The sequence below is a fragment of the candidate division KSB1 bacterium genome (genome assembly GCA_022566355.1).
Lineage (GTDB): Bacteria > Zhuqueibacterota > JdFR-76 > JdFR-76 > DREG01 > JADFJB01.
Window position 1 is genome coordinate 1 of record JADFJB010000089.1, and the last position, 20,145, is coordinate 20,145.

Annotated in this window: 21 protein-coding genes and 1 tRNA gene; 3 read left to right on the forward strand and 19 right to left on the reverse strand. The window is 39.2% G+C overall.

The window, feature by feature from the left end; genetic code table 11:
• Together IIC38_14485 and IIC38_14490 are read right to left on the reverse strand one after the other, a co-directional pair.
• A partial coding sequence (locus IIC38_14485) for a hypothetical protein (GenBank protein ID MCH8127142.1) occupies positions 1-168 on the reverse strand: 168 nt, incomplete at its 3' end.
• A 60-nt stretch (positions 169-228) separates the two neighbouring features.
• A tRNA-Leu gene (locus IIC38_14490) sits at positions 229-312 on the reverse strand.
• Between the two features lie 419 nt (positions 313-731).
• Between IIC38_14490 and IIC38_14495 the strand changes: the two genes are divergently transcribed.
• Entirely contained in the window at positions 732-1,628 is an 897-nt protein-coding gene (locus IIC38_14495) for a hypothetical protein (GenBank protein ID MCH8127143.1), read from the forward strand.
• 158 nt (positions 1,629-1,786) lie between these two features.
• On the opposite strand, the gene IIC38_14500 is transcribed toward IIC38_14495, so the two are convergent.
• A complete protein-coding gene (locus tag IIC38_14500) occupies positions 1,787-1,969 on the reverse strand; it encodes a hypothetical protein (protein MCH8127144.1) in 183 nt (60 codons plus the stop codon).
• On the opposite strand from IIC38_14500, the gene IIC38_14505 reads away from it, so the two are divergent.
• The gene (locus IIC38_14505; protein ID MCH8127145.1) at positions 1,963-2,232 is read left to right on the forward strand and encodes a hypothetical protein; all 270 of its coding nucleotides are present in this window, start codon (positions 1,963-1,965) and stop codon (positions 2,230-2,232) included. The genes IIC38_14500 and IIC38_14505 overlap by 7 nt on opposite strands.
• Positions 2,233-2,365: 133 nt before the next feature.
• Here the strand turns inward: IIC38_14505 and secG are convergent, their stop codons facing one another.
• The 8 genes from secG to IIC38_14545 all read right to left on the reverse strand — a co-directional run bounded on the left by secG (position 2,366) and on the right by IIC38_14545 (position 9,055).
• On the reverse strand, positions 2,366-2,725 hold the full coding sequence (gene secG, locus IIC38_14510; GenBank protein MCH8127146.1) for a preprotein translocase subunit SecG: 360 nt from the start codon (positions 2,723-2,725) through the stop codon (positions 2,366-2,368).
• A gap of 28 nt (positions 2,726-2,753) precedes the next feature.
• Positions 2,754-3,521: a triose-phosphate isomerase gene (locus IIC38_14515; GenBank protein MCH8127147.1), complete on the reverse strand. Its 768-nt coding sequence runs from the start codon at positions 3,519-3,521 to the stop codon at positions 2,754-2,756.
• Positions 3,522-3,523: 2 nt separating this feature from the next.
• Positions 3,524-4,726, reverse strand: coding sequence for a phosphoglycerate kinase (locus IIC38_14520; protein MCH8127148.1), 1,203 nt, complete (start codon positions 4,724-4,726; stop codon positions 3,524-3,526).
• A gap of 9 nt (positions 4,727-4,735) precedes the next feature.
• Positions 4,736-5,734 (reverse strand): type I glyceraldehyde-3-phosphate dehydrogenase, encoded by a 999-nt coding sequence (gene gap, locus IIC38_14525; GenBank protein MCH8127149.1) that lies wholly within the window; start codon positions 5,732-5,734, stop codon positions 4,736-4,738.
• 99 nt (positions 5,735-5,833) lie between these two features.
• On the reverse strand, positions 5,834-6,013 hold the full coding sequence (locus IIC38_14530; protein ID MCH8127150.1) for a hypothetical protein: 180 nt from the start codon (positions 6,011-6,013) through the stop codon (positions 5,834-5,836).
• Positions 6,014-6,360: 347 nt separating this feature from the next.
• Positions 6,361-7,074: a ComF family protein gene (locus tag IIC38_14535; protein ID MCH8127151.1), complete on the reverse strand. Its 714-nt coding sequence runs from the start codon at positions 7,072-7,074 to the stop codon at positions 6,361-6,363.
• A gap of 36 nt (positions 7,075-7,110) precedes the next feature.
• Complete coding sequence (locus IIC38_14540; protein MCH8127152.1) at positions 7,111-8,424, reverse strand: hypothetical protein; 1,314 nt, start codon at positions 8,422-8,424, stop codon at positions 7,111-7,113.
• 412 nt (positions 8,425-8,836) lie between these two features.
• A complete protein-coding gene (locus IIC38_14545) occupies positions 8,837-9,055 on the reverse strand; it encodes a transposase (GenBank protein ID MCH8127153.1) in 219 nt (72 codons plus the stop codon).
• Between the two features lie 215 nt (positions 9,056-9,270).
• Here IIC38_14545 and IIC38_14550 point away from each other — a divergent pair, with 215 nt between their 5' ends.
• The gene (locus IIC38_14550) at positions 9,271-11,667 is read left to right on the forward strand and encodes a TonB-dependent receptor (protein MCH8127154.1); all 2,397 of its coding nucleotides are present in this window, start codon (positions 9,271-9,273) and stop codon (positions 11,665-11,667) included.
• A gap of 402 nt (positions 11,668-12,069) precedes the next feature.
• Here the strand turns inward: IIC38_14550 and IIC38_14555 are convergent, their stop codons facing one another.
• The 8 genes from IIC38_14555 to IIC38_14590 form a co-directional block, all read right to left on the reverse strand.
• Complete coding sequence (locus IIC38_14555; protein ID MCH8127155.1) at positions 12,070-12,282, reverse strand: DUF2191 domain-containing protein; 213 nt, start codon at positions 12,280-12,282, stop codon at positions 12,070-12,072.
• Between the two features lie 209 nt (positions 12,283-12,491).
• A complete protein-coding gene (locus IIC38_14560) occupies positions 12,492-14,822 on the reverse strand; it encodes a T9SS type A sorting domain-containing protein (GenBank protein ID MCH8127156.1) in 2,331 nt (776 codons plus the stop codon).
• Between the two features lie 320 nt (positions 14,823-15,142).
• The gene (locus tag IIC38_14565) at positions 15,143-16,030 is read right to left on the reverse strand and encodes a cyanophycinase (GenBank protein MCH8127157.1); all 888 of its coding nucleotides are present in this window, start codon (positions 16,028-16,030) and stop codon (positions 15,143-15,145) included.
• A gap of 617 nt (positions 16,031-16,647) precedes the next feature.
• Positions 16,648-16,926, reverse strand: coding sequence for a hypothetical protein (locus IIC38_14570; protein ID MCH8127158.1), 279 nt, complete (start codon positions 16,924-16,926; stop codon positions 16,648-16,650).
• Positions 16,910-17,116, reverse strand: coding sequence for a hypothetical protein (locus tag IIC38_14575; protein ID MCH8127159.1), 207 nt, complete (start codon positions 17,114-17,116; stop codon positions 16,910-16,912). The genes IIC38_14570 and IIC38_14575 overlap by 17 nt, the downstream gene beginning before the upstream one ends.
• A 23-nt stretch (positions 17,117-17,139) precedes the next feature.
• Positions 17,140-19,197, reverse strand: a complete 2,058-nt coding sequence (locus IIC38_14580) for a S9 family peptidase (protein ID MCH8127160.1) — start codon at positions 19,195-19,197, stop codon at positions 17,140-17,142.
• 270 nt (positions 19,198-19,467) lie between these two features.
• Positions 19,468-19,638 (reverse strand): UDP-N-acetylglucosamine 2-epimerase, encoded by a 171-nt coding sequence (locus IIC38_14585; protein MCH8127161.1) that lies wholly within the window; start codon positions 19,636-19,638, stop codon positions 19,468-19,470.
• A 104-nt stretch (positions 19,639-19,742) separates the two neighbouring features.
• Positions 19,743-20,141, reverse strand: a complete 399-nt coding sequence (locus IIC38_14590; protein MCH8127162.1) for a polysaccharide biosynthesis C-terminal domain-containing protein — start codon at positions 20,139-20,141, stop codon at positions 19,743-19,745.
• Positions 20,142-20,145: the final 4 nt, after the last annotated feature.

The following is a 20,145-nucleotide window of genomic DNA, read 5'->3' on the forward strand; positions in this document are numbered from 1 at the left end:
TTTTGCCGTTTCAGATTTTTTAGCTTCAAACTCCTTTAGCTTTTGTTCATACTCTTTTTTGCTCTTTTCATACTCTTCCTCAGTTTGAGCAAGTAAATTTTGGGGAACATTGAATCCAATCAATAGAGCGATAGCTACCAAAATGATCGATTGAATTTTTGATTTCATAATTACCTCCAGCTAAGTTTAATCCTAATTGCTTATACTTAATTCATTCCAAAAAAATAGTGCCGAAGGGGGGATTCGAACCCCCACACCCGAAAGGGCACTGCCCCCTCAAGGCAGCGTGTATACCAGTTTCACCACTTCGGCGGGCCTTTAAATTGTATTTGAGCTTGATAAATCCGCTATAAATCTTTCCGTCCTTTTCCGTTAGTCTCCTTTTGACAACAACCGGGCACCAAATAGGACACCTTAATTTTTTTAGTATTTTTCATGATTTTGCAATATAAAATAAAAATTCTAATTAATCAAGAATAAAACGCAAATTATTGGTTCTATGTTCCCATTGCGGCTTATATTTACGCAAAAGTAAATCATCAATAGATCTCTCGAAAGCGAAAGCTGGCGGATATACAGCATGTAAGGTTTGTAAGCCGTGATTGACCAAAGAATACAAAATCTTCAGGATCGGTGTGGTTATCGGTATGGCTATAGGATTTATCCTGGCTATGGTTCTGGGATTTTATGAGGTGCGCCTTATACAATATTGAACTATAGAAAGGATAAAAATGCGAATTGAAAACATATATAAGGGACTTAAACAGATTGACTTTACCGGATCTTTATTAACATATGAACATGTTAGTGGGGTTACTAAAAAAAGAAAATTAGGAAATGTCACAAAATTCAAAACAATTATAAACGAAATTGATGATTTAAATATTTTTAAAGATGCAATTAACATATTGTATAAAACCGATCTTTATACGTATGCTGGCGATTCATTCTCAGTAGATTTGGATTCATTTAATAAGTTCTGGCCATTTGTATTAAAAATTTTCAATGGAGCAATTGGTTTGTTAGAAATACTAGATAATATTGTAGTAAATCCTAAAGCACATTCTATTCTAATAAAACTTCCTGATAAAAATGATTTTTCACAGCTTGTTAATAACATGGCCTCCATCAACAAATCCTTAGAACAATTAGTTCTCCATGATGATATCAAAGGCAAAATAGTAATAACTAATTGGCATTATAGTTCATTTTGGATTGAATTGATGCTTGGCTCTCAGGCTGCCTTAGTTCTACTGGGAAGTATAGCTTGGTCTTCATCAGTAATCTATAAGAAACTTAATGAAGCTATGATAATTGGGCAGCACGTCAAATCTTTAAAAATAAAAAATGATAGTCTTGAAGATATAAAACAAGGTCAAAAAATATTAATAGAACAATTATTAGAACTAGAATCTAAAAACGTTCTTAAGAAGCATTATCCAAATGGAGATAACGAACAAACTGAACGAATAAAATTGAGTATTAAGTCATTCGCCAAGCTAATTCAACAAGGAAGTGAAATCCATCCTGCCTTAAATGCTCCGGAAGACGTGGCAAATCTTTTCCCAGATTTTAAGCAACTTGACTCGGTTGAATCAAAAGTAAAAAAATTGAAAGACAAAAATTAAAACTGTCATGACTATATACAATCACTAACTCAACTCCAGGGAGTCTTATGCACCAAAATGAGAAACCTGCAATCTACAACGTTGAAGACAAACCAGGCCAAGGCATTTACAAATGTTTCCGTTGCTTCTCGATAGTAAAATTAAGAGATGATGAGAAATTACCGATATGTGGCAATTGTGATAGAGGTTATAAAACTAAGTATATTAAGGTTGAAAAAGTGGCTTGAGTTTACATAAATAAACGCTCCTGCCTTGCCGGCAGCATTGCCCATGATGGTTTCCCCGCCGTGTGGGCTTCGGCTGGCGGGGGTTGTTAATTTGAAGGGAACCGATAATGGCATCCAAAACATCCAACGACAAGACCAAAAAATCTGATGTTCTTTCTAGTAATCAATTTGTATATTTTCTTCTAAATTTGCTGAACGAAACCGATCGTGCAGCGGTTATTGTCGGCGCTGCAAACCTTGACCTAATTCTTTACAAGATATTAACAAAGTTTTTGCTACGAAGTCATCGCCAAAACGAAGCAAACGCTATTAACTTTACTCCGACAAAGACCGGGCACCAAACCGGGCACATGGGAATTATTAATAAAACTCAGTAGTCTAATAAGTTATATTAAAAACAACCTTTTGTGAATTTTGAAGTTCTCCTCCGACATAGCTCCCTCAAGGCAGCGTGTCTACCAATTCCACCACTTCGGCTTTCTTTTAATAAAAAATCAAGATATTTTTTTATTATTTTGTTGAGTCAATTGGAACAGGAATAATTGCCTGGGGCAATAAGCCGTCTGCATTTTGCAAAATATTCGCTGGAGAGGGATTATTTTGAATTTCTTGCTGGATTAAACTTTGATTTGGTGCAACATTTTTTTTGATTAAACCCTGGACAACACTTCCCAGCATAAAGATGATTGCAAGTACAATGGTTAATTTGGTTAAAAAATCTCCTGCGCCTCTACCGCCGAAAACCGCACCAATATTTCCTTGTCCTCCGAATGCACCTGCAAGACCGCCACCCTTACTCGACTGCATAAGAATAGAAACAGCTAACAATAGACAAACGACTATATGCAAAAATACTAAAAAAGATAACATTTTTTCTCCTCGAACTTTTTACAAATTATTAATTGGATTGTTCCGCTGCAAATATGATTTCAAAAAAGCTTTCTGATTTTAAACTGGCGCCACCTACCAGGGCGCCATCAATATCCGGTTGTGACAGTAGTTCTCTTGCATTAGTCTCACTCACGGATCCGCCATATATAATACGGATACTTTGAGCCACTTGATCGTCATACCACTGTTTTATTGTTCCTCGAATATACTGATGCACTTCAATCGCTTGCTCCGGGGTTGCTGTTTTTCCGGTTCCTATTGCCCAGACAGGTTCGTACGCCAATATAATTTTTTTTATCTCCTCTTTCGACAATCCTTGTAAACCGTTTTGCAATTGGGTTTTGATGACATCTTTCGTCTGATTCGTTTGTCGCTGGTCTAATGATTCACCTATACATACAATCGGGATTAGATTTGATTGTAAAGCTCGTTTGATTTTTCTATTCACGATTTCATCGGTTTCACTAAAATATTTTCTTCTTTCTGAATGGCCAACAATCACATATTTACAGCCAACAGATAATAATATTTCCGCAGAAATTTCACCGGTAAAAGCTCCTTTTTCTACCCAATATAAATCCTGTCCGCCTAATGAGCAAGATGAATTTTGGATCATATCATAAATACTGGACAGAAAAGGATAAGGAGGACAAAATACCACTTCTGTCTTTTGGATTGAATTTAATTTTTGCAGAAGATTACCAACTAACTCTTTGCCGCTTTCAAGATCCATGTTCATTTTCCAATTCCCGGCAACAATTTTTCTTCGGCTCATCACTAATTCCTTTTATCGGTTAAGGCAGCTAATCCGGGCAATTCGTAACCACTTAACAATTCCAAAGAAGCCCCTCCACCGGTAGAAATATGTGTAATAGAATCCTGAAAACCGCATTGATTAATCGCTGCGACAGAATCTCCTCCACCAACAATAGTTAAAGCCCCTTTCTTTGTTAAAGTTGATAAGATTTTCGCAATTTCAAAAGTGCCTTTGGCAAATTCCGGCTGTTCAAAAATGCCCATGGGTCCATTCCATACAACCGTCTTTACGTTGACCAATTTCTCTCTAAACAAAGCTATTGAACCAGGACCGATATCAACTCCTATTATTTCAGGAGTCATTGAATTTGCATTCATTATTTGTAAATTAGAAGTATTGTCCAAATGATCGGTCGTTAAAACATCAATTGGCAGGACTAAGTCTCTTCCTTCTTTTTCTGTTTGCCGTAAAATATCTTTCGCAATTTCGATTCGATCTTCCTCTAAAATTGAATTACCGATTTCATATCTTAAAGCTTTGAAAAATGTAAAGGCCATTCCACCACCAATTAGCAAGACATCGACTTTGGCAAGAAGGTTTTGAATGGCATCAATTTTACCGGATATTTTAGCTCCACCGATTATCGCTGCAAGGGGTCTATTTGGATTTTCAACGGCATTGGTTAAATAGTTGATCTCTTTCTCCATCAAAAATCCGGCTGCACATAAATCAAAAAATCTGGTTACACCTTCTGTTGATGCATGAGCCCGGTGGGCCGTGCCGAACGCATCATTCACATAAACGTCACCAAATTTAGCTAAAATTTCTGCAAATTCCGAGTCGTTTTCTGTTTCTTCTTTGTGAAACCTCAAGTTCTCCAACAAAAGAACTTGACCTGGAATTAATTTTGCATTTTTATCAACGGTCTCCGGGCCAATACAATCACTTACAAAATCAACGGGTTTCATCAGAAGCCTGCTAAGATGCTCAGCAACCGGTTTTAAGCTCATCTCTGTAATTACGGATCCTTTTGGTCTTCCCAAATGGGACAATAAAGTTAAACTTGCTCCTTTCGAAAGGATGTATTCAATAGTTGGCAACACTTTTCTTATTCGTGTGTCGTCTAAAACGTTTAGATTCTCATCTAAAGGTACATTAAAATCTACACGCATTAATACGTGTTTACCATTTAACTCAAGATCATTTATGATTAACTTGTTCAACAGTTTTTCCTATTTTGAACTGATGAAATGGATAAGATCGATCACTCTGCAGGAAAAGCCCCATTCATTATCATACCATGCCAAAACTTTAAGCATATTATCGCCTACTACTAAAGTTGCAAGACCATCTACAATGGAAGAATTCGGATTGCCATTATAATCTTTAGAGACGAGTGGTTCGTCTGAATAGGCTAAAATCCCTTTTAAACTGGAATTTGCCGCAGCTTTTAAGGCTGCATTTGCGGTTTCCTTTGATACAGGTTTCAGAGTATTAAACACCACATCAACCAATGAAACGTTAGGAGTTGGAACTCGTATTGCCATTCCGGTCAATTTACCTTTTATTTGTGGCATCACTTCACCTACCGCTTCAGCTGCACCCGTTGAAGTCGGAATCATTGAAGTTGCAGCAGTACGTGCTCTTCTTAGATCTGTATGTGGTGCATCCAGAGTATTTTGATCGTTAGTATAGGAGTGTATAGTCGTCATCACACCTTTTTCAACACCAAACTGTTCATCGATTACTTTAACTACGGGAGCTAGGCAATTTGTTGTACAGGAGGCATTTGAAATAATATGATGTCCTGTTGGATTATATTTATCTTCATTAACACCCATGACCAGGGTAATGTCAGGATTTTTTGCTGGAGCTGAAATTATGACTTTCTTAGCCCCTGCATCAAGATGTAGCTGTGCTTCGTCTCGTTTACGAAATAATCCCGTAGACTCAATTACAATTTCCACTCCCAGTTCACGCCAGGGTAGATCCGCAGGATTTCTTGAGGCCAATATTTGAATTGTTTTTCCGTTCACAATTATGTTATTATCTTCAACATGAACATCGTCTAAAATACCATGAGTTGAATCATATTTCAGTAAATGAGCTAGTGTTGCAGAATCGGTGATATCATTTACAGCCACGAATTCTATATTATCATCGTCGATACCGGCTCGAAGGACTAATCTACCTATTCTTCCGAAGCCATTAATTCCGACTTTTACTGACATTTGACAACCTCCAAAAGAGTTATTTTTTTTATCATGAATTTATACTTGACAATTTTTGTGCTAATTCTAGCAATACCGGGTTCAACACCTTTGTATTTGTCACGATTTCATTAAGTGAATTCGAAATATACTCATCCCTACAAGACAAGTGTCCAGCCCGGATTTACTTCTCAAGATTAAATCAACTGCGTTTTGTCCAAGTTTATTTGTTAATGTACGGATCGCTACATTCATCCCAGAGCAATCACCGCCACTGCTTAATAATCCGATTTTTTTCATGATATCCAAATCTTTATAGTAAAATTTAAACTCTATAATAAAACCATTTCCCTGGAATATCCACATTAAATTGACAAGAAAAAGGCTGCTAAATTATTATTCTCTTGATGACTTAAATCATTACAAATTAATCAGATAGTTTGTATTTTTATTTCCCAATTCTTGAATTTTGGATCAAGTTGATGAATAAAACTATAATCAGAATATCTCCTACAAAAGCCACAAATATATGGAAGAATACAATGTCAGTTATTTCGTAAACTTTGTGCCTTCATTGCGTCCTTGTGGTTAATCTAATTCATGTCGGTTTGATGCTAAAGCTTCACTCCAAATTTAATTTGAAAGCTCTAAGCTCTGGCTAAAGCGAGGGCATATACTTCTTTGGCTTTATTTTCTTTTAGAATTCTGGCACATTCATTTAAAGTTGAGCCGGTTGTAATCAGATCATCTATTAAAAGAATTACTTTCTCTTGAATTTTTTGATTATCTGAGACAGAAAAAGCGCCGGCCATATTTTCTAACCTCTCATGAGCATCCAACTGTGTTTGAGACTTCGTATTTGTCACTCTTTTTACAACATTAGTAAAAAACGGTTTTTCTAAAATTATGGCAATCTCCCTGGCAAGTAATTCACTCTGGTTATAGCCCCTTTCTTTTTGCCTTTTGGTATGAAGAGGTATTGGTATTATAATTTCAATTTCATGAAAATGATTTGATATATCTTTTTTCAAAAACCGAATAATCTCCCTTGCAATCCGGGTTTTTCCGTTATATTTCATCTCATGAATAATCTTTTGAATTCCTTCATTAAAATCAAAAAATGCATGGAAACGGGCGATAAACACAAGCAGATCTTCTTCTCTTACCAGCCATAGATTACTTATAGCTGTATCCGTTGTTCTTGGCAGTTGATGCCAGCACTTATTACAGACCTGGTTCAGTCCTTCAATTTCGGAAGATTCGCATAGAATACAATTTGTCGGATAAATCCACTGAAGCAATGGTAATAATACGCATCGATTTGAAAATTCAATCAACCTTCTAAGAGCTAGCCCCCTCATTCATATACCTTATCTATCTATATAACATTAATGAAGTTACATTGAAAATTCATAGTTAAAGACAAGCCGGGGACTATAACGTTCTTGTGGAATATATTGATTGCTCTCTTCATCCAATTCAAATGTCCAAATATAATCCATAAACAGGATTAAAAATGGTTTGATTTTATAACCTATGCCAAGGCGCGCAATAGATCGATTATCGAGGGTTCTTATGTCTTTAAAACTGCCAATGTTTTTCTTATCATACGTTGCTTGAAATGTTACCAGGGGTATGTGGCGCCTGGTAATTGCATTAATATGTAAAATACCACTATTATCGACAGCATCAAGTTTCTGAAAATTGCCAATAATATCCACTATACCCAAAATATTGCTACGTAATTCGCCAAATACACCTTTTAAACTGGAGGTAATGCCTGAGAGGATTTCTGTCTTGTAAACTCCCGTGGTAGATGTCAGAGGAACATAGCGATCAATTTCATAAAATGAATCAAAATAACTTGGCAAAAATTCTTCTCCCAGCCATCTTCTCTCCAATCTTGCCTCAAAATATACAAACTCTCCCATCCCTTTTAACCTCAGACCAACACCAACGGCTTTTCCGGAACCAAAATTATTTATTTTTGCATAATCCGCATAAATTGCAGTCCAAAGCAATTTATTGTCAATAAAGGGCAATTCAATATCAAGACCATATACACTTACATCATCATTTTCAGTAGCTCGATTTACATCCGGATCCACATCTGTAATATAAGTCGCGCCAAAGATAACATTGTTAAGCAAAGGCATGTTCAAAACATTTTTGAAAGGTCTCAGGTAAAATCGTCCTCCAATGATTTCAGATCTGCCCAGGTTACTTGTCATGGTTTCAATGCCATATCTGCCAAAATCCGAATCCAGAGTTAGCCCAATTTTTCGATTATCCCAATTTGCCTCGTTTGTGTAATAATTCATTATGAAGCCATGGCCGATCCTGGTCGCGTCTAATGTCCCTATGCGAGTGTATAAATCATCCCCTTTCCAACCATATCGTAGGTAACGAATTGCGCGAAAATAATCATAGCTTTCATCCCAATCCTTCGAGCGGATATGACCATTATTGGTATTGTACAACAAAAGCACGTTTAATCCTACTCCTATTTTTCCGAAAGACAGCTCGGGAGTTAAGGTTATCGTTACATAAGAATCATTATCGATTGACGTATAACCAAGCCCTCCCCCAAGCAAACCGAATTTATCGTATCTTCCATAACCGATCATGCCAACTTGTGCTTTTGAAGTTGTTACAAATAAAAGAGTTAATAGGAAACCGATTATTATATATTTTTTATTGATATTTAACATTTTTTGTCCTTTGATGTTTTAAAAGTCATATTGAAATTGATAATAGTATATATTGAATTTGTGGGAAAATGGATTCAAATCTTAATTCCCTTAATCTTTGTTCATTTATTTCACCAAAGTCAAAGAATACAAATTCAATCGATTTGAAGTGATAATGATACTCTAAACAAATCGTACAAAGGATGAACGACATACGCGAAATCAATAAATGAAAAAAGTTTATCCCGGTAATTTTGAGTTATCCCTGCTCCAAAACTATAATAAAGTCTTTCAGACTGATCGATTGAAGTAGGGTCTACCTAAAAAAGAAATTCACCAATTTGAAAAACGTATTATTGATGTTTTGTTCATTGACGATTTATCAAGTTGACTATCTCTTACGTTCTTTTGGTTGCTACGATTAAATTCTGAGTTAAAAGTCCCATTTTAATCCACGATTCTTCTGTTTTGGCAATTTAGCTCGGATTAATCCTAAGTGGAAGTTGGTTTTTCCATAACCTATGGCACCTTCAATACGGTTTCGTTCCCGTTGTTTCTTTCGTCGCCATTGGCGCTCCTTTTCAACCTCTACTGAATTTTTGTTTCGACGTCCTAAAGGCTTTACCGCTGCCCGAATGCTATGTTTTTTCAAATAAGCGCAAAAGCCTGTTTATAATAAAACTTATGAATTGGTTTGAACTTAACAACATTTGAAATATTTCGCCATTAAAATAATACATAGCCAGATTTGAGGAATCATCGCTTATTTATTTTATCAATAATATGCTCATGGAGTTGGATTTTTTAAAAAATAATTACAATTAATTAATTTAAAATGCTTATTATAAAAAGATGTTGAATCAACAAATGAAAATCTGCAAAACAAAACTTATCTTTCTTCTATTTCCGATTTTATTAACCTCGATTTCAAAACCATGCTTATCACAGCAAGACAACCAAACAGCTTCATTAACAGGACAAGTCAGCGATGAAAATACCGGCAAGCCTTTAGCCTTTGTGCAAGTATTTATTCAATCCATTCAAGTTGGTGATGATAGTGATGACAGCGGCATGTTCGCAATCAATAACTTAAAGCCTGGCGAGTATCAAGTTACGGTAAAGTTGGTTGGCTACAAAACGATTCATAGCGAAGTGGAAATAAAACTCAATGAAGTGTTTCGGATTAATTTCCAAATGACGGCAGAATCTTTTTATCTCCAGGATGTTCAGATCACAGCAAGCCGGCACATAGTTTTGGAGCAGGACGCCTCACAACTGGTTTCAGTGATAACACAAGCAGAAATCCGGGATTTAAATGCCAATCAGACACCGGAGTTACTGCGTGAAGAAATCGGCATCTATATACAGAAAACCAACAATGGCGGCGGCTCTCCTATTATAAGGGGCCTACGTGCCAATAAAATCCTACTTGCGATAGACGGCATCAGACTCAATAATTCTACCTATCGCGGCGGCAATCTCCAATATCTCAATACCATCGATCCACAATCAATAGAGAGGATTGAAATCGTTCATGGCCCTGTTTCTGCTTTATATGGCAGCGATGCTTTGGGAGGTGTTATTAACATCATCACTAAAAGCCCGATAATGGATGCTCAACACAAGCAAAAATGGGATGGTTTTGCCTCGATCAACTCCTCAACAGCAGATAATACCCATTCCGCCCATTTAGGTTTGCAAACTGCAAACAGCAAATGGGGCTTTTTGGTTGATGCTTCATTTTATTCACATGGCAATATCACCAGGGGGACTTCTGGAGGCAGCACCTTAATGGATCGATTACGAAATGATTCCAGGGTATCAAGGATTCTTAACAAAACACAATCGCCAAACGAATATAACAAATTTGATCTAATGACAAAAATTCAGTTATCGCCAAAAGAGTCTCATCATTTTTCGTTGGCTTACCAGTTGAGCCGCCAAAATGAAGTTCCGCGTTATGATACCATAGAATCCCGGATAAACAGTTTATGGCTGTATGATCCCCAGGAGCGTGATTTGGTCTATTTGAATTACGAAAACACAAACCAAAATGGTTTTTTTGAAACGGCAAAGTTCACGCTGTCTCTAAACAGGCAATTTGAAAGACGTATCCAGCAAAGAACCGGAAGCAGTAACCAGACCAGGGATCAATTTGAAACTGTGACTTACGCCGCCCAAATCCAGATGAATAAAATACTGCTTAAAAAACATTATTTTGTATATGGATCGGAAATCTATTTTGATCATGTAAATGCAAATTCATCCATTGTTGATTTATCATCAGGGGTCGAAACAAGCCAAGATCCGATTTATCCGGATGGTTCGACCTACCTGAGTTTCGGGATATTCGGTCAAGCTGAACTCAAACTCTCCCGCCGTTTGAATTTTAATATTGGAACACGATTTAGCGCTTTTAAGCTGAAAGCCCCTTTTGCAGCAAGCGGCAGCACCGCCGATTTAGGAACATTCGAAATATCCCCGGCTTCGTTCACCGTCAGCTCCGGTGTGACATATTCCATCACCGAAAATGTAAACTTTGTGTCAAATATTGCCCAGGGATTCCGGGCGCCTAATTTGGATGACGCCAGCAAATTAGGGCCGGGAAAAGGCGGCAGTTTTTATGATGTGCCAAATCCTGACGTGCAACCCGAAAGGATTTTAAGCTTTGACGGAGGATTTAAAATTGCAACTGACATCATTAAGATCAATTTAATCGGTTATTATAGCGATATTTCAGATTTACTTTTGCGCAAACAAACATCATTTAACGGGCTGCCAACCATTGTCTATGACAGCGACACGCTAACTGTGTTCCACAAGACCAATGTGGGTGATGCATTCATAACCGGAATTGAATTTGGCATCGAAGCGGTCCTTTCTGAAAACCTGCTGCTTAAATCAAATTTGAGTTATACTTACGGAGAAAACAGCTCTTTTTCAGAGCCGCTAACAGCCATACCGCCATTGAATGGCTTTTTTGCAATCCGCCGGCAAACCAGCCGCAGATGGTTTGAGATCAACTCAAGATTTGCCGCAGCCCAAAATCGCCTGTCATCCGAAGATCATCTGGATCTGCGTATTCCCGAAGGGGGTTCACCGGGTTGGATTACTTTCAACTTGCGTTCAGGATTTGAGCTGAATGAGTTTTTTAATATTCGATTTTCGATTACCAATCTTTTGGATAGAAATTACCGGGAGCACATGAGTGGGTTTAATGCTCCCGGCAGAAATTTTGTTTTAGGGGGTGAGGTGAGTTTGTGATTGGGTTGTTAGCAGAAATCTTCTCTTAACTATGAAAACCTTTCTACTTTTGATAAAATTGATAACAAATTCTTATCCAAAGTCCAAACCTGACTTTTAGTTTCTCTTGCATACATTAATATGGCACAATCAATTAGTCCAACACCCTTAATAAGCCATTTGCTTCGACCAGATTTTTTACCTGCTTTAAAGAAAATCCCATCCACCATAGAGTATTTTCGGTAAATTGTACCAATATTCAGATATCATACCACGTTCCCGTTTTTCTCTGGTGCCCGGCATCAATTCTGCAAATACACATTCAACTACAAGCGCTTGTCCATTTTAGCAATCCCTGCATGCGCGAGAAAACAGGTTCATTTGCCTTTAAAAAGTCAATCCAGATTGACGTATCAATAACAATCACTGCCTGTTAATCTTTCTTACAAAGGAGCTACTAAATCCTTCTTTGAAAACAAAAGGAGTCCGGGCGACCTGGATATTTAAAGATTTTATTTTTTGAATAGAGACCCATTCGGATAATGCTTTTATCAAGGAGTCGGTGATATTTTTCCCCTGGGTCAATTGCTTAACATCAGCAATCAGGTCATCGGGTATAAGTGCGGTTACTTTCATAGTTTATACGATACGACAGTGCATCGTATATGTCAGCCGGTTTTTGATATTTCTAATCGTGAAACCTCACAACTCCGCAGCTGCCATAACACCTTTCGTCAGATATTATATTTATTTCTTTATTCATCATTCCTGCCGGTAGAAATTTTGCTTTGGGGTGAGGTGAGTTTGGGATTAAATTCAAATCACAATTAGTTTATTCTATCGGTTCACTTCATCAACATTAATTTTTTTGTCTGAATAAAACTGCCGGCACTCATTTTAAGCAGATAAGCGCCGCTGGCCATTTGCATTCCTTTGTCATTACGGCCATCCCAATCAACCGTGTAAGATCCTGCAGGCAGAGAAGCACTCACTAAAGTTCTTACCGATTTACCTTGCAGGTTGTAAATGACTAAGCTGACTTCGGAAACTTCCGGCAATTCATACTTAATCGTCGTTGTTGGATTGAAGGGATTGGGATAATTTTCATAAAGCGCATATTCCGTGGGCAATTCGATCCCACTACTAACCGAAACAGTAGTGGTAATCTCATAGCATGCAGAAAACTCCGAGGAGTTACCTGCCGCATCTGTAGCAGTCGCAGTTACGAATTGGCCAATAGATGCCGATCCAATTGCTGTAATCGAAAATGCTGCATCGCCATTACCGTCGGTGGTTACATTAGTTGATCCTAATAACACTTCACCCTCGCCGTTTCCGGATGGATCACAACTTTCATTTGTGAAAAATTGCAGTGAAAAAGAGGAATTGGAAACGCTGTTTAGTCCGCCTTCTACTAATGGGCCCCTACCCTCAACCCGTAATTGAACGTTCGTCAATTCCGGGAAGTTCTGCAAGTTGTTCGGCCCTGTGTCTCCATCACCAGCGTCGTTGGCGGTAGCGCCGTCCGCACCCAAATCGATGGCCGGCCCAGCGTTGCCGGAAAAAACGTTATAAAGGATCGAGTTTCCTACTCCGGCCTCCACGACGATCCCAGGCCCACCATTGTTCATAAAAACGTTTCCATCTTCTTGTGTGCCGCCCACCGTGTTGACTGAATCTGCGATTAGCATGCCGCCCAGTCCGTTGTTGTCGAATTGGCTGTTCGTAACTGTATTACTGTCACTTTCCAGCACCACACCATAGTTCGGAAAGCCGGTGAAAGCAATGCCATTGATACCGCTGTTACCTCCCTGCAGGATTAGGCCGCTGCAGGGCGCCGGGCAATTGCTGCCGTCTATCGTGACGACCGGTGCACCGGTGGTTTTTCTTAAGCTTGAATAGTCATCAAATAAAACCGTCTCGACCCGCGGCAGCGGCTTCAGGATCCCGAAGCGCTCGCTCACCAGGCCGATGGTCTTTTCGTTAAATACCGTATCGTCGTTGAACAATTCTATGGCCTCAGCCAGCTCTTCTGCGGTGAGCACCGGCAGCTTCTTGTCTTCGTTAATCACCCCGACAGGTTTTTCCTTTGGGGTGCTGGTGGTACTGTCGGCAGCGGCCCCGGTATTCCACGAAGTGATGTCGCCGCTCTCGAAGCCGTCCGCGAAGATCAGGGTATTGAACGGACCAAAGCCGTTGCCGAAATCGATCTTGAAGCACCTCACGTCCTCCCCCGAGCATGCGTCAAGCGAGTCTATCAGCATTTTGTGCTTCAGCCGTTCCAACTCCTCCGCCAGCGTTTCCGGACCGATGCGGGTTAAGCCGAACGGGCTCGGGTCCGGCAGCCTGATATTAATCGAATCGCTGGTCTTTATGCTGATGAAGCCTTCCATATTGATGAATGGATCAGGTGGCGGCGGCAGCGGGGCAGGGATTTTAAAATTATACGTGGCCACTGCACCGGTCTGAATCACACCCGGGCCTTCAAAGGTGTGGTCCACGGTAAGCAAGCCTCGGAGTACCATATGAAGCTGATTTGAAGCTCCCGGGAGACTGACATTTTTATTTTGAGATACACTGCGGAGACTATCCGAGCCTTTTTCGCCTGTCGAAAAAATAGGGCCTGCGAGGCTGTCCATTATTTCGTAACTAAAGCCAAAAGGTCCCGGCGGTAGGAAAAATGACGAATCTGAAATATCATGGTCGATAAAACGTTCCACCTCATTGGGATCGAAACCCGGCAAACTCAAAAATGGAAATGCTCGTATCAAGGTGCCGTTTGTATCCGCGTTGGTGCCTTTGTAAAATCGGATAGTCATAGCGAATGAGTCTGGTGAGGAGGTAAAGTAACCGAATTCAAAATGAGTGACGGTACCGCCGCCACTGGAGTCCCAATCCATAATTTCTTGTGGCGGTTTAAGATTTCCAGGTGGGATTTTGCTTATGGGCACGAATTGATTTTGCGAATTACTATTGTTGTAAATAACTGTCCCTTGAGCCAAAGATTGACTGCAAATTGCAACCACGAGCATGGGTGACAATAAAAGGGCCGTAAATATCTTTCTTAGTTGCATATTCGCATCCTGGTTGCTAAAGCACGTCGGGATAATTGTTTTGGGTACCGCATCGATAATCAAAGCACGCAACAGGACAAAAATTGTTCTTCTAACATTCATGATACCATCCATTTAATATTTAGATTTGACAAAAAATTTAGTACTATACCAAAAACCCTTGAAGCATAATATTGTCGGGGGAACGAATATTCCAAAGCGTGTATTTTGAAACTTGTAACTCCCTCTCTTTTGAAACACCATATCTTTAAACTTTTATTTTAGTAAGGCAATTAACCGGAATTATGATAAGTTACATTTACCTGAATAAAAATGCAAGAACTAATATAATACGCTTATTTTTTTGCAGCTAAATAATCTAACCACAAAGGAAAATTAGCTCTCAGATTTATAATAACAGGGGGAATGATGATCGCCAAATTTTAATCCTTCTCGGTCCAACCTTTTTTTACTACTCGTTCTATAGGTTGGCGATCGGTTCTTGGCCGTACTGCTTCACGTGTTTTTAGATTAAAGCGGTCTCCTGGCGCTAGGAAGTAAAATAAACCGCCCGAGTCTATGCTACTGTTGTAATCATAAATTGCAACGTAGCTTTGGCCAATTACTTCGAATTGATCACCATTGACCACGATAGCAGTGTTTTCATCCAGGCCGATGCCAAGCAATTTCGGATGCGCCTTTATAATTTCGATCAAATCGAATTGCCGGTTTCGTCTCAAAAGGTGTTGATCGATAGCACTGTTTTTGAGAAAGCCAAGCCCCACTTCATGATCTCCCATCATGATCGTGTTGGTTTTGGAATCGCCCCTTGCCAAATAGGAACCCTGGATGGTGGCTCCCGCTGAGGAGCCGCCTATTACCCCACCTCGTTCTAATAAATTCCACAGTTCATCATGAACTTTTGTATTCAAATAAGAATCTGCCAAACGCCATTGCCGCCCGCCGGAAAACCAAACTCCTCGGGCCTTTTTAATCACATTTACAAATTCGACTGTATTTGCCACTTTTGGATCTTTGGTGTGGAGAACAGTCAGGTCGGTAGCTCCAGCAGCTTTGAATTGACGCAGTCCACGCCAGTATTGATCGTAAGTCTCACCTCCGCCTGCAGTTGGAATTACCACAATTGGAACGTCCGCGCCACCGGCCAGGTCCAAGAATCTTTTGATAATTTCTTCACCCCGAACAGCTCCGCCAGCGATTACCAGAGAACCGTTGGCAGGACCGATTTCCTGGGCGTGAATGCTGATAGTTTGAACAGCTACAAATAAGATAACATAGATCACTTTTGACAAGTATTTCTGAACTCTCATTATTTAGTCTCCATATTATTTTACTTCACTTTATGTTCACTCTTTGGATTTCTCATCTAATGTACGTTTCAAAATCGGCAATGTAGCTTTGTCTTTTTCACTACCAAGATGTTCTTTAATTTCGATAATAGTTTTTAGATTTAAAATTCTAATCTTCATTTCTCCTTCAATTTCTAACCTGATCTATTCATAAACTTTTTACTGTCATCCAGAAAGGATCTATTTTGCAACTATTTATTTAATACTAACAATTATGCTTTTTCAATTTTATGGAAATAGATCCCGTTGCGGCAGGCTGTCGCAAAATGCACAACATCATCTGAAATGTCATTCTGAGCGCCAGCGAAGAATCTTGTTGGTACTGCCCTTAATAACCTGATTATACGATAGTTACAACGAGTTTCAAACAAGATCCTTCACTCCGCTTCGCTCCGTTCAGGATGACAATTCCAGGCTTTTTGCCTATTCTGCGACAGCCTGTGCGACGGGATGACAACTTTGGAAACTCAAGCTTAAATCCATAATTCATGAATTATTCAAGCCAATCTATCTGTTTTATCGATTAGGTCATCGTATTCCATGGCCATCCCTATGGTTCCTAAAATGATCAAGTGGTCCTAATTTTTCATTAAAAGATGATGGCCAGGAGAATTCAGATGATTCTTTTTGGGTTTTAACCTACGTTCCGGTTGCTCCCTGTAATAGGCTTCAAGTTTCCTTAAGACATTAACAAGTCGATCAAGGTTTTTATCTTCCTGAGAATGAACAATGTCCAGATCGAATGTCATAATCGGCGCTCCGTGCAAAACTGCACCTAGTCCACCCACAACAATGAAATCCACGTTGTGTTCTACAAGAACTTTAAGTATACCGATAAAATTAGATAAATTTTCCAAATTTTCGTAAATGATTAATTGAATTAAGATGTTGTTGCAACACCTGCAATCGTTCAAGTGGTGACAATGAAAGCATCCAGCGAATTAAGGTAACATCTACTCCATCTTTACCATAGTTACTGCCAATACCCGGAAATGAATCATCCAATTGGGTATCTGAACCTGTTGAATCAGTATTCTTCTTTTTCATGTAATCAAGGAAATTAATCTAAATCATTCATCAGATGTACTCTTTACTTTTTCTTTCATTTTCTCAGATCGGCCCAAATGAAAATCAAACCAGGTCATTATTCTTTGTGAAACATCCATGAGAAATTTAGGTTCGCGGGGACCATGAGGTGTCCTCGGATAGACGATCATTTCTGTCGGTACTCCCAATCTTGATAATGATACATAAAACTCCTGTCCCTGGGTAAACGGCACGCGTAGATCATTGGCGCCATGAATCACTTGAGTTGGCGTGGTCACATTTTTGATACGGTAAATCGCAGAATGCTTTTCATAAGTTTCGTAATCATCCCAATATTCACCGCCGAAATGGGCAACCAGGTAATCGGGGATATCTGTGGTCGAAACCATGCTGATCAAGTTGGGCAAGCCGGCTCCCATACTCGCCGCTTTAAATCGATTGGTTTTAGTGACGAGGAACGATGTCATATAACCGCCATAACTCCATCCCATTACACAAAGGCTGTCGGGATGACCAATTCCCATATCGATGACCTTATCAACGCCAGCCATGATATCCTCGTAATCGCCAAAACCCCAGTCTTTGTAATTGGCATAGCGAAATTCTTTGCCATAACCGTTGCTGCCACGCGGATTACCCCGAATAATGGCATAGCCCTTTTGTGCAAAATATTGCAGCATATATATGCTGGGATTACCGGTAAAACTTTGACTATAAACACCGGCAGGTCCGCCGTGAATATTCAGAATTAACGGATATTTCGTACCGGGTTCATAATCCACCGGGTATGTTAAAAGTCCTTCGATTTCCATCCCATCTTTGGATTTCCAGGTTAACACTTCTGTTCTTCCCATGAGCGGTTTTGGAACATCTCCATTGACAGAAGTTAATTTTGACATTTTGAAATTCTTAATGGAAGAGGCATAAACATCCGCCGGCATTTCCAGGATTTGATAAGTAAAAGCCAAACTTTTTCCATCTCCACTGATTGAGATCGAGCCGAAAACTCCATCCCTCTTTGTGATTGTTTTAGGTTCTTTTCCGTCGACAGGAAGCGCTTGCACCTGGCGGGTTGTTCGAACAGCATCTGAAACGTAAACCTGTTTGCTGTCAATAGACCAGGCCAGAATACTGGTGTTGCGGTTACTGGTATGGCTCAGATTTTTTATATCGCCGCCTGAACTCGAAATTAAATAAATATCACTCAAACCAATCCGCTGGAGAGAACCGCCATGGGAAGCAAAAGCAATCCATTTACCATCGGGAGAATATCTCGGCGATCGATCGGCGCCTGATCGAGTGACCAGCGGCGTCACTTCCCCACTGTCCGAGGGCACGGTTGAAATATCGGTGGCGATACCGCCTGTATTGATTTTTGGATCCGGTTGATGAACAAATGCGATGGTTATGCCATCCGGCGACCAATCGAAACTGGAGACATGGAACAACCCTTTAGTCAATCGTTTGGTTTCATGCTTTCCGGAATCATCTTCAGCAATAGCTACTGTATATAAGTGATTGTATTTAAAATTTTTGTCAACGAGAATTACATCTCGTTTTTCCTTTTTTCTTTTTTCTTCTTCTTTCGAATCCGGATCACGCATGGTGTATGCGATTTTTTGTCCATCGGGCGCCCAGCGATAGGACGATACTCCGGATTTCGCATCTGTTAATTTTACAGCCTCCCCTCCTTGTGTTCGCATTATCCAGATCTGGCTTTTTTTGCCAGTGCGTGAAGACGTAAATGCGAGATATTTTCCATCATGAGAAAAGGATGGATTAGAAGCCGATTTTTCACCATGAGTATATTGATAATTCATTTTGCCATCCGAGGAAACCACCCAAATTTGGCTTAAGTATTCCGACTTCTCACCCTCCATGACTGGCTCTCGAACCACATATGCAATTCTGCTACCATCATGAGAAATAGCCGTTCCGCGAATCGATTTGTATTTCATACTCAATTCAGGAGTCCATGATTCTTCATTGGTTTCCTGGGCTTTCAATCCTGAGAATACAAATAGTAAGCAAATCAAACATCCAAAAACAACAACACGCCCGGTTAAATTATTTTTTTTCATGCTAACCTCTGTTTTATTTTGAAGGATTTAGAATGGTCAAATAATATACTAATTGCTAAGATAATAAGCTTGGAGCAAGAAACAAAGTATTACTTTTATTATGATTTATTTTATTTATTTCAATATCGTACTGTTTCCTTAGAAAACAGACAAATAAATAATTTTTAGTAAGGCCTTTTCTACTTCGCGGATGGCTTGGAAAGACTATTTAAATCTCTTTTTGAATTTCCACCAATGCCTTTACAATCTCTGAAAAGTTTTCCCTTGAGTCTACATTGCTTGGGGGCGGTGTAGGGTTAAAACTGAGAATTCATGGGACTGTAAGTTTAGCACCTGAAGTATTTTTGAATCTTGAGCCCGGTTTAAATGGCTGAAGAGAGTATCGATCATCACGTTTCCGACGAAATGAATTTTTTCTTTATCGATGCCTTCTCGTAGCAAATTATTATCGTTTCAGATAACGAAGAATCTACTGAACTATTTGTTGAAAACATAGCCTCTGATTCGGCTGTTATCAATTTCACACTCCATTAATTCTATTTTATTTATTTATATTTAAACAGCTTTAGTAGCAATATTTTCCCACTCCATTTTTTGATTGAACCTCGAATTCGATCTAGCTGGACTGGCTCGTAGAACCGGATCAAGTAAAGGATGAATGGGAATGATAAGATAACCAATCCTTTATAGATGATTCTTTCGATCAAACAATAGTTGTTAAAAACTGCGGTAATGAAAAATAAACCGATTGCTATTCCAAACAATATCAAGATCCTATTGATTTCATATTTAACAGGATAAACTTTTTGGACAACGCGATAAGCGACAAACAAAGCGCTGAACTGAGCAAAAACGGTAGCATAAACCGCGCCCATCATACCATATTTCGGAATTAGTAAAATCTGGATTACTATCGTTTGGATTGATTTTATTAAGAATAATATTCAG

Bases quoted from the DNA above. Each gene is read 5' to 3' on its own strand.
- IIC38_14540 (MCH8127152.1), bottom strand. From the start codon at position 8,424: ATGTTAAATATCAATAAAAAATATATAATAATCGGTTTCCTATTAACT.
- IIC38_14580 (MCH8127160.1), bottom strand. From the start codon at position 19,197: ATGAAAAAAAATAATTTAACCGGGCGTGTTGTTGTTTTTGGATGTTTG.
- IIC38_14560 (MCH8127156.1), bottom strand. From the start codon at position 14,822: ATGAATGTTAGAAGAACAATTTTTGTCCTGTTGCGTGCTTTGATTATC.
- IIC38_14495 (MCH8127143.1), top strand. From the start codon at position 732: ATGCGAATTGAAAACATATATAAGGGACTTAAACAGATTGACTTTACC.
- secG (MCH8127146.1), bottom strand. From the start codon at position 2,725: ATGTTATCTTTTTTAGTATTTTTGCATATAGTCGTTTGTCTATTGTTA.
- IIC38_14515 (MCH8127147.1), bottom strand. From the start codon at position 3,521: ATGAGCCGAAGAAAAATTGTTGCCGGGAATTGGAAAATGAACATGGAT.
- IIC38_14550 (MCH8127154.1), top strand. From the start codon at position 9,271: ATGAAAATCTGCAAAACAAAACTTATCTTTCTTCTATTTCCGATTTTA.
- IIC38_14500 (MCH8127144.1), bottom strand. From the start codon at position 1,969: ATGCCATTATCGGTTCCCTTCAAATTAACAACCCCCGCCAGCCGAAGC.
- IIC38_14505 (MCH8127145.1), top strand. From the start codon at position 1,963: ATGGCATCCAAAACATCCAACGACAAGACCAAAAAATCTGATGTTCTT.
- IIC38_14530 (MCH8127150.1), bottom strand. From the start codon at position 6,013: ATGAAAAAAATCGGATTATTAAGCAGTGGCGGTGATTGCTCTGGGATG.
- IIC38_14565 (MCH8127157.1), bottom strand. From the start codon at position 16,030: ATGAGAGTTCAGAAATACTTGTCAAAAGTGATCTATGTTATCTTATTT.
- IIC38_14555 (MCH8127155.1), bottom strand. From the start codon at position 12,282: ATGAAAGTAACCGCACTTATACCCGATGACCTGATTGCTGATGTTAAG.
- gap (MCH8127149.1), bottom strand. From the start codon at position 5,734: ATGTCAGTAAAAGTCGGAATTAATGGCTTCGGAAGAATAGGTAGATTA.
- IIC38_14535 (MCH8127151.1), bottom strand. From the start codon at position 7,074: ATGAGGGGGCTAGCTCTTAGAAGGTTGATTGAATTTTCAAATCGATGC.
- IIC38_14575 (MCH8127159.1), bottom strand. From the start codon at position 17,116: ATGAAAAAGAAGAATACTGATTCAACAGGTTCAGATACCCAATTGGAT.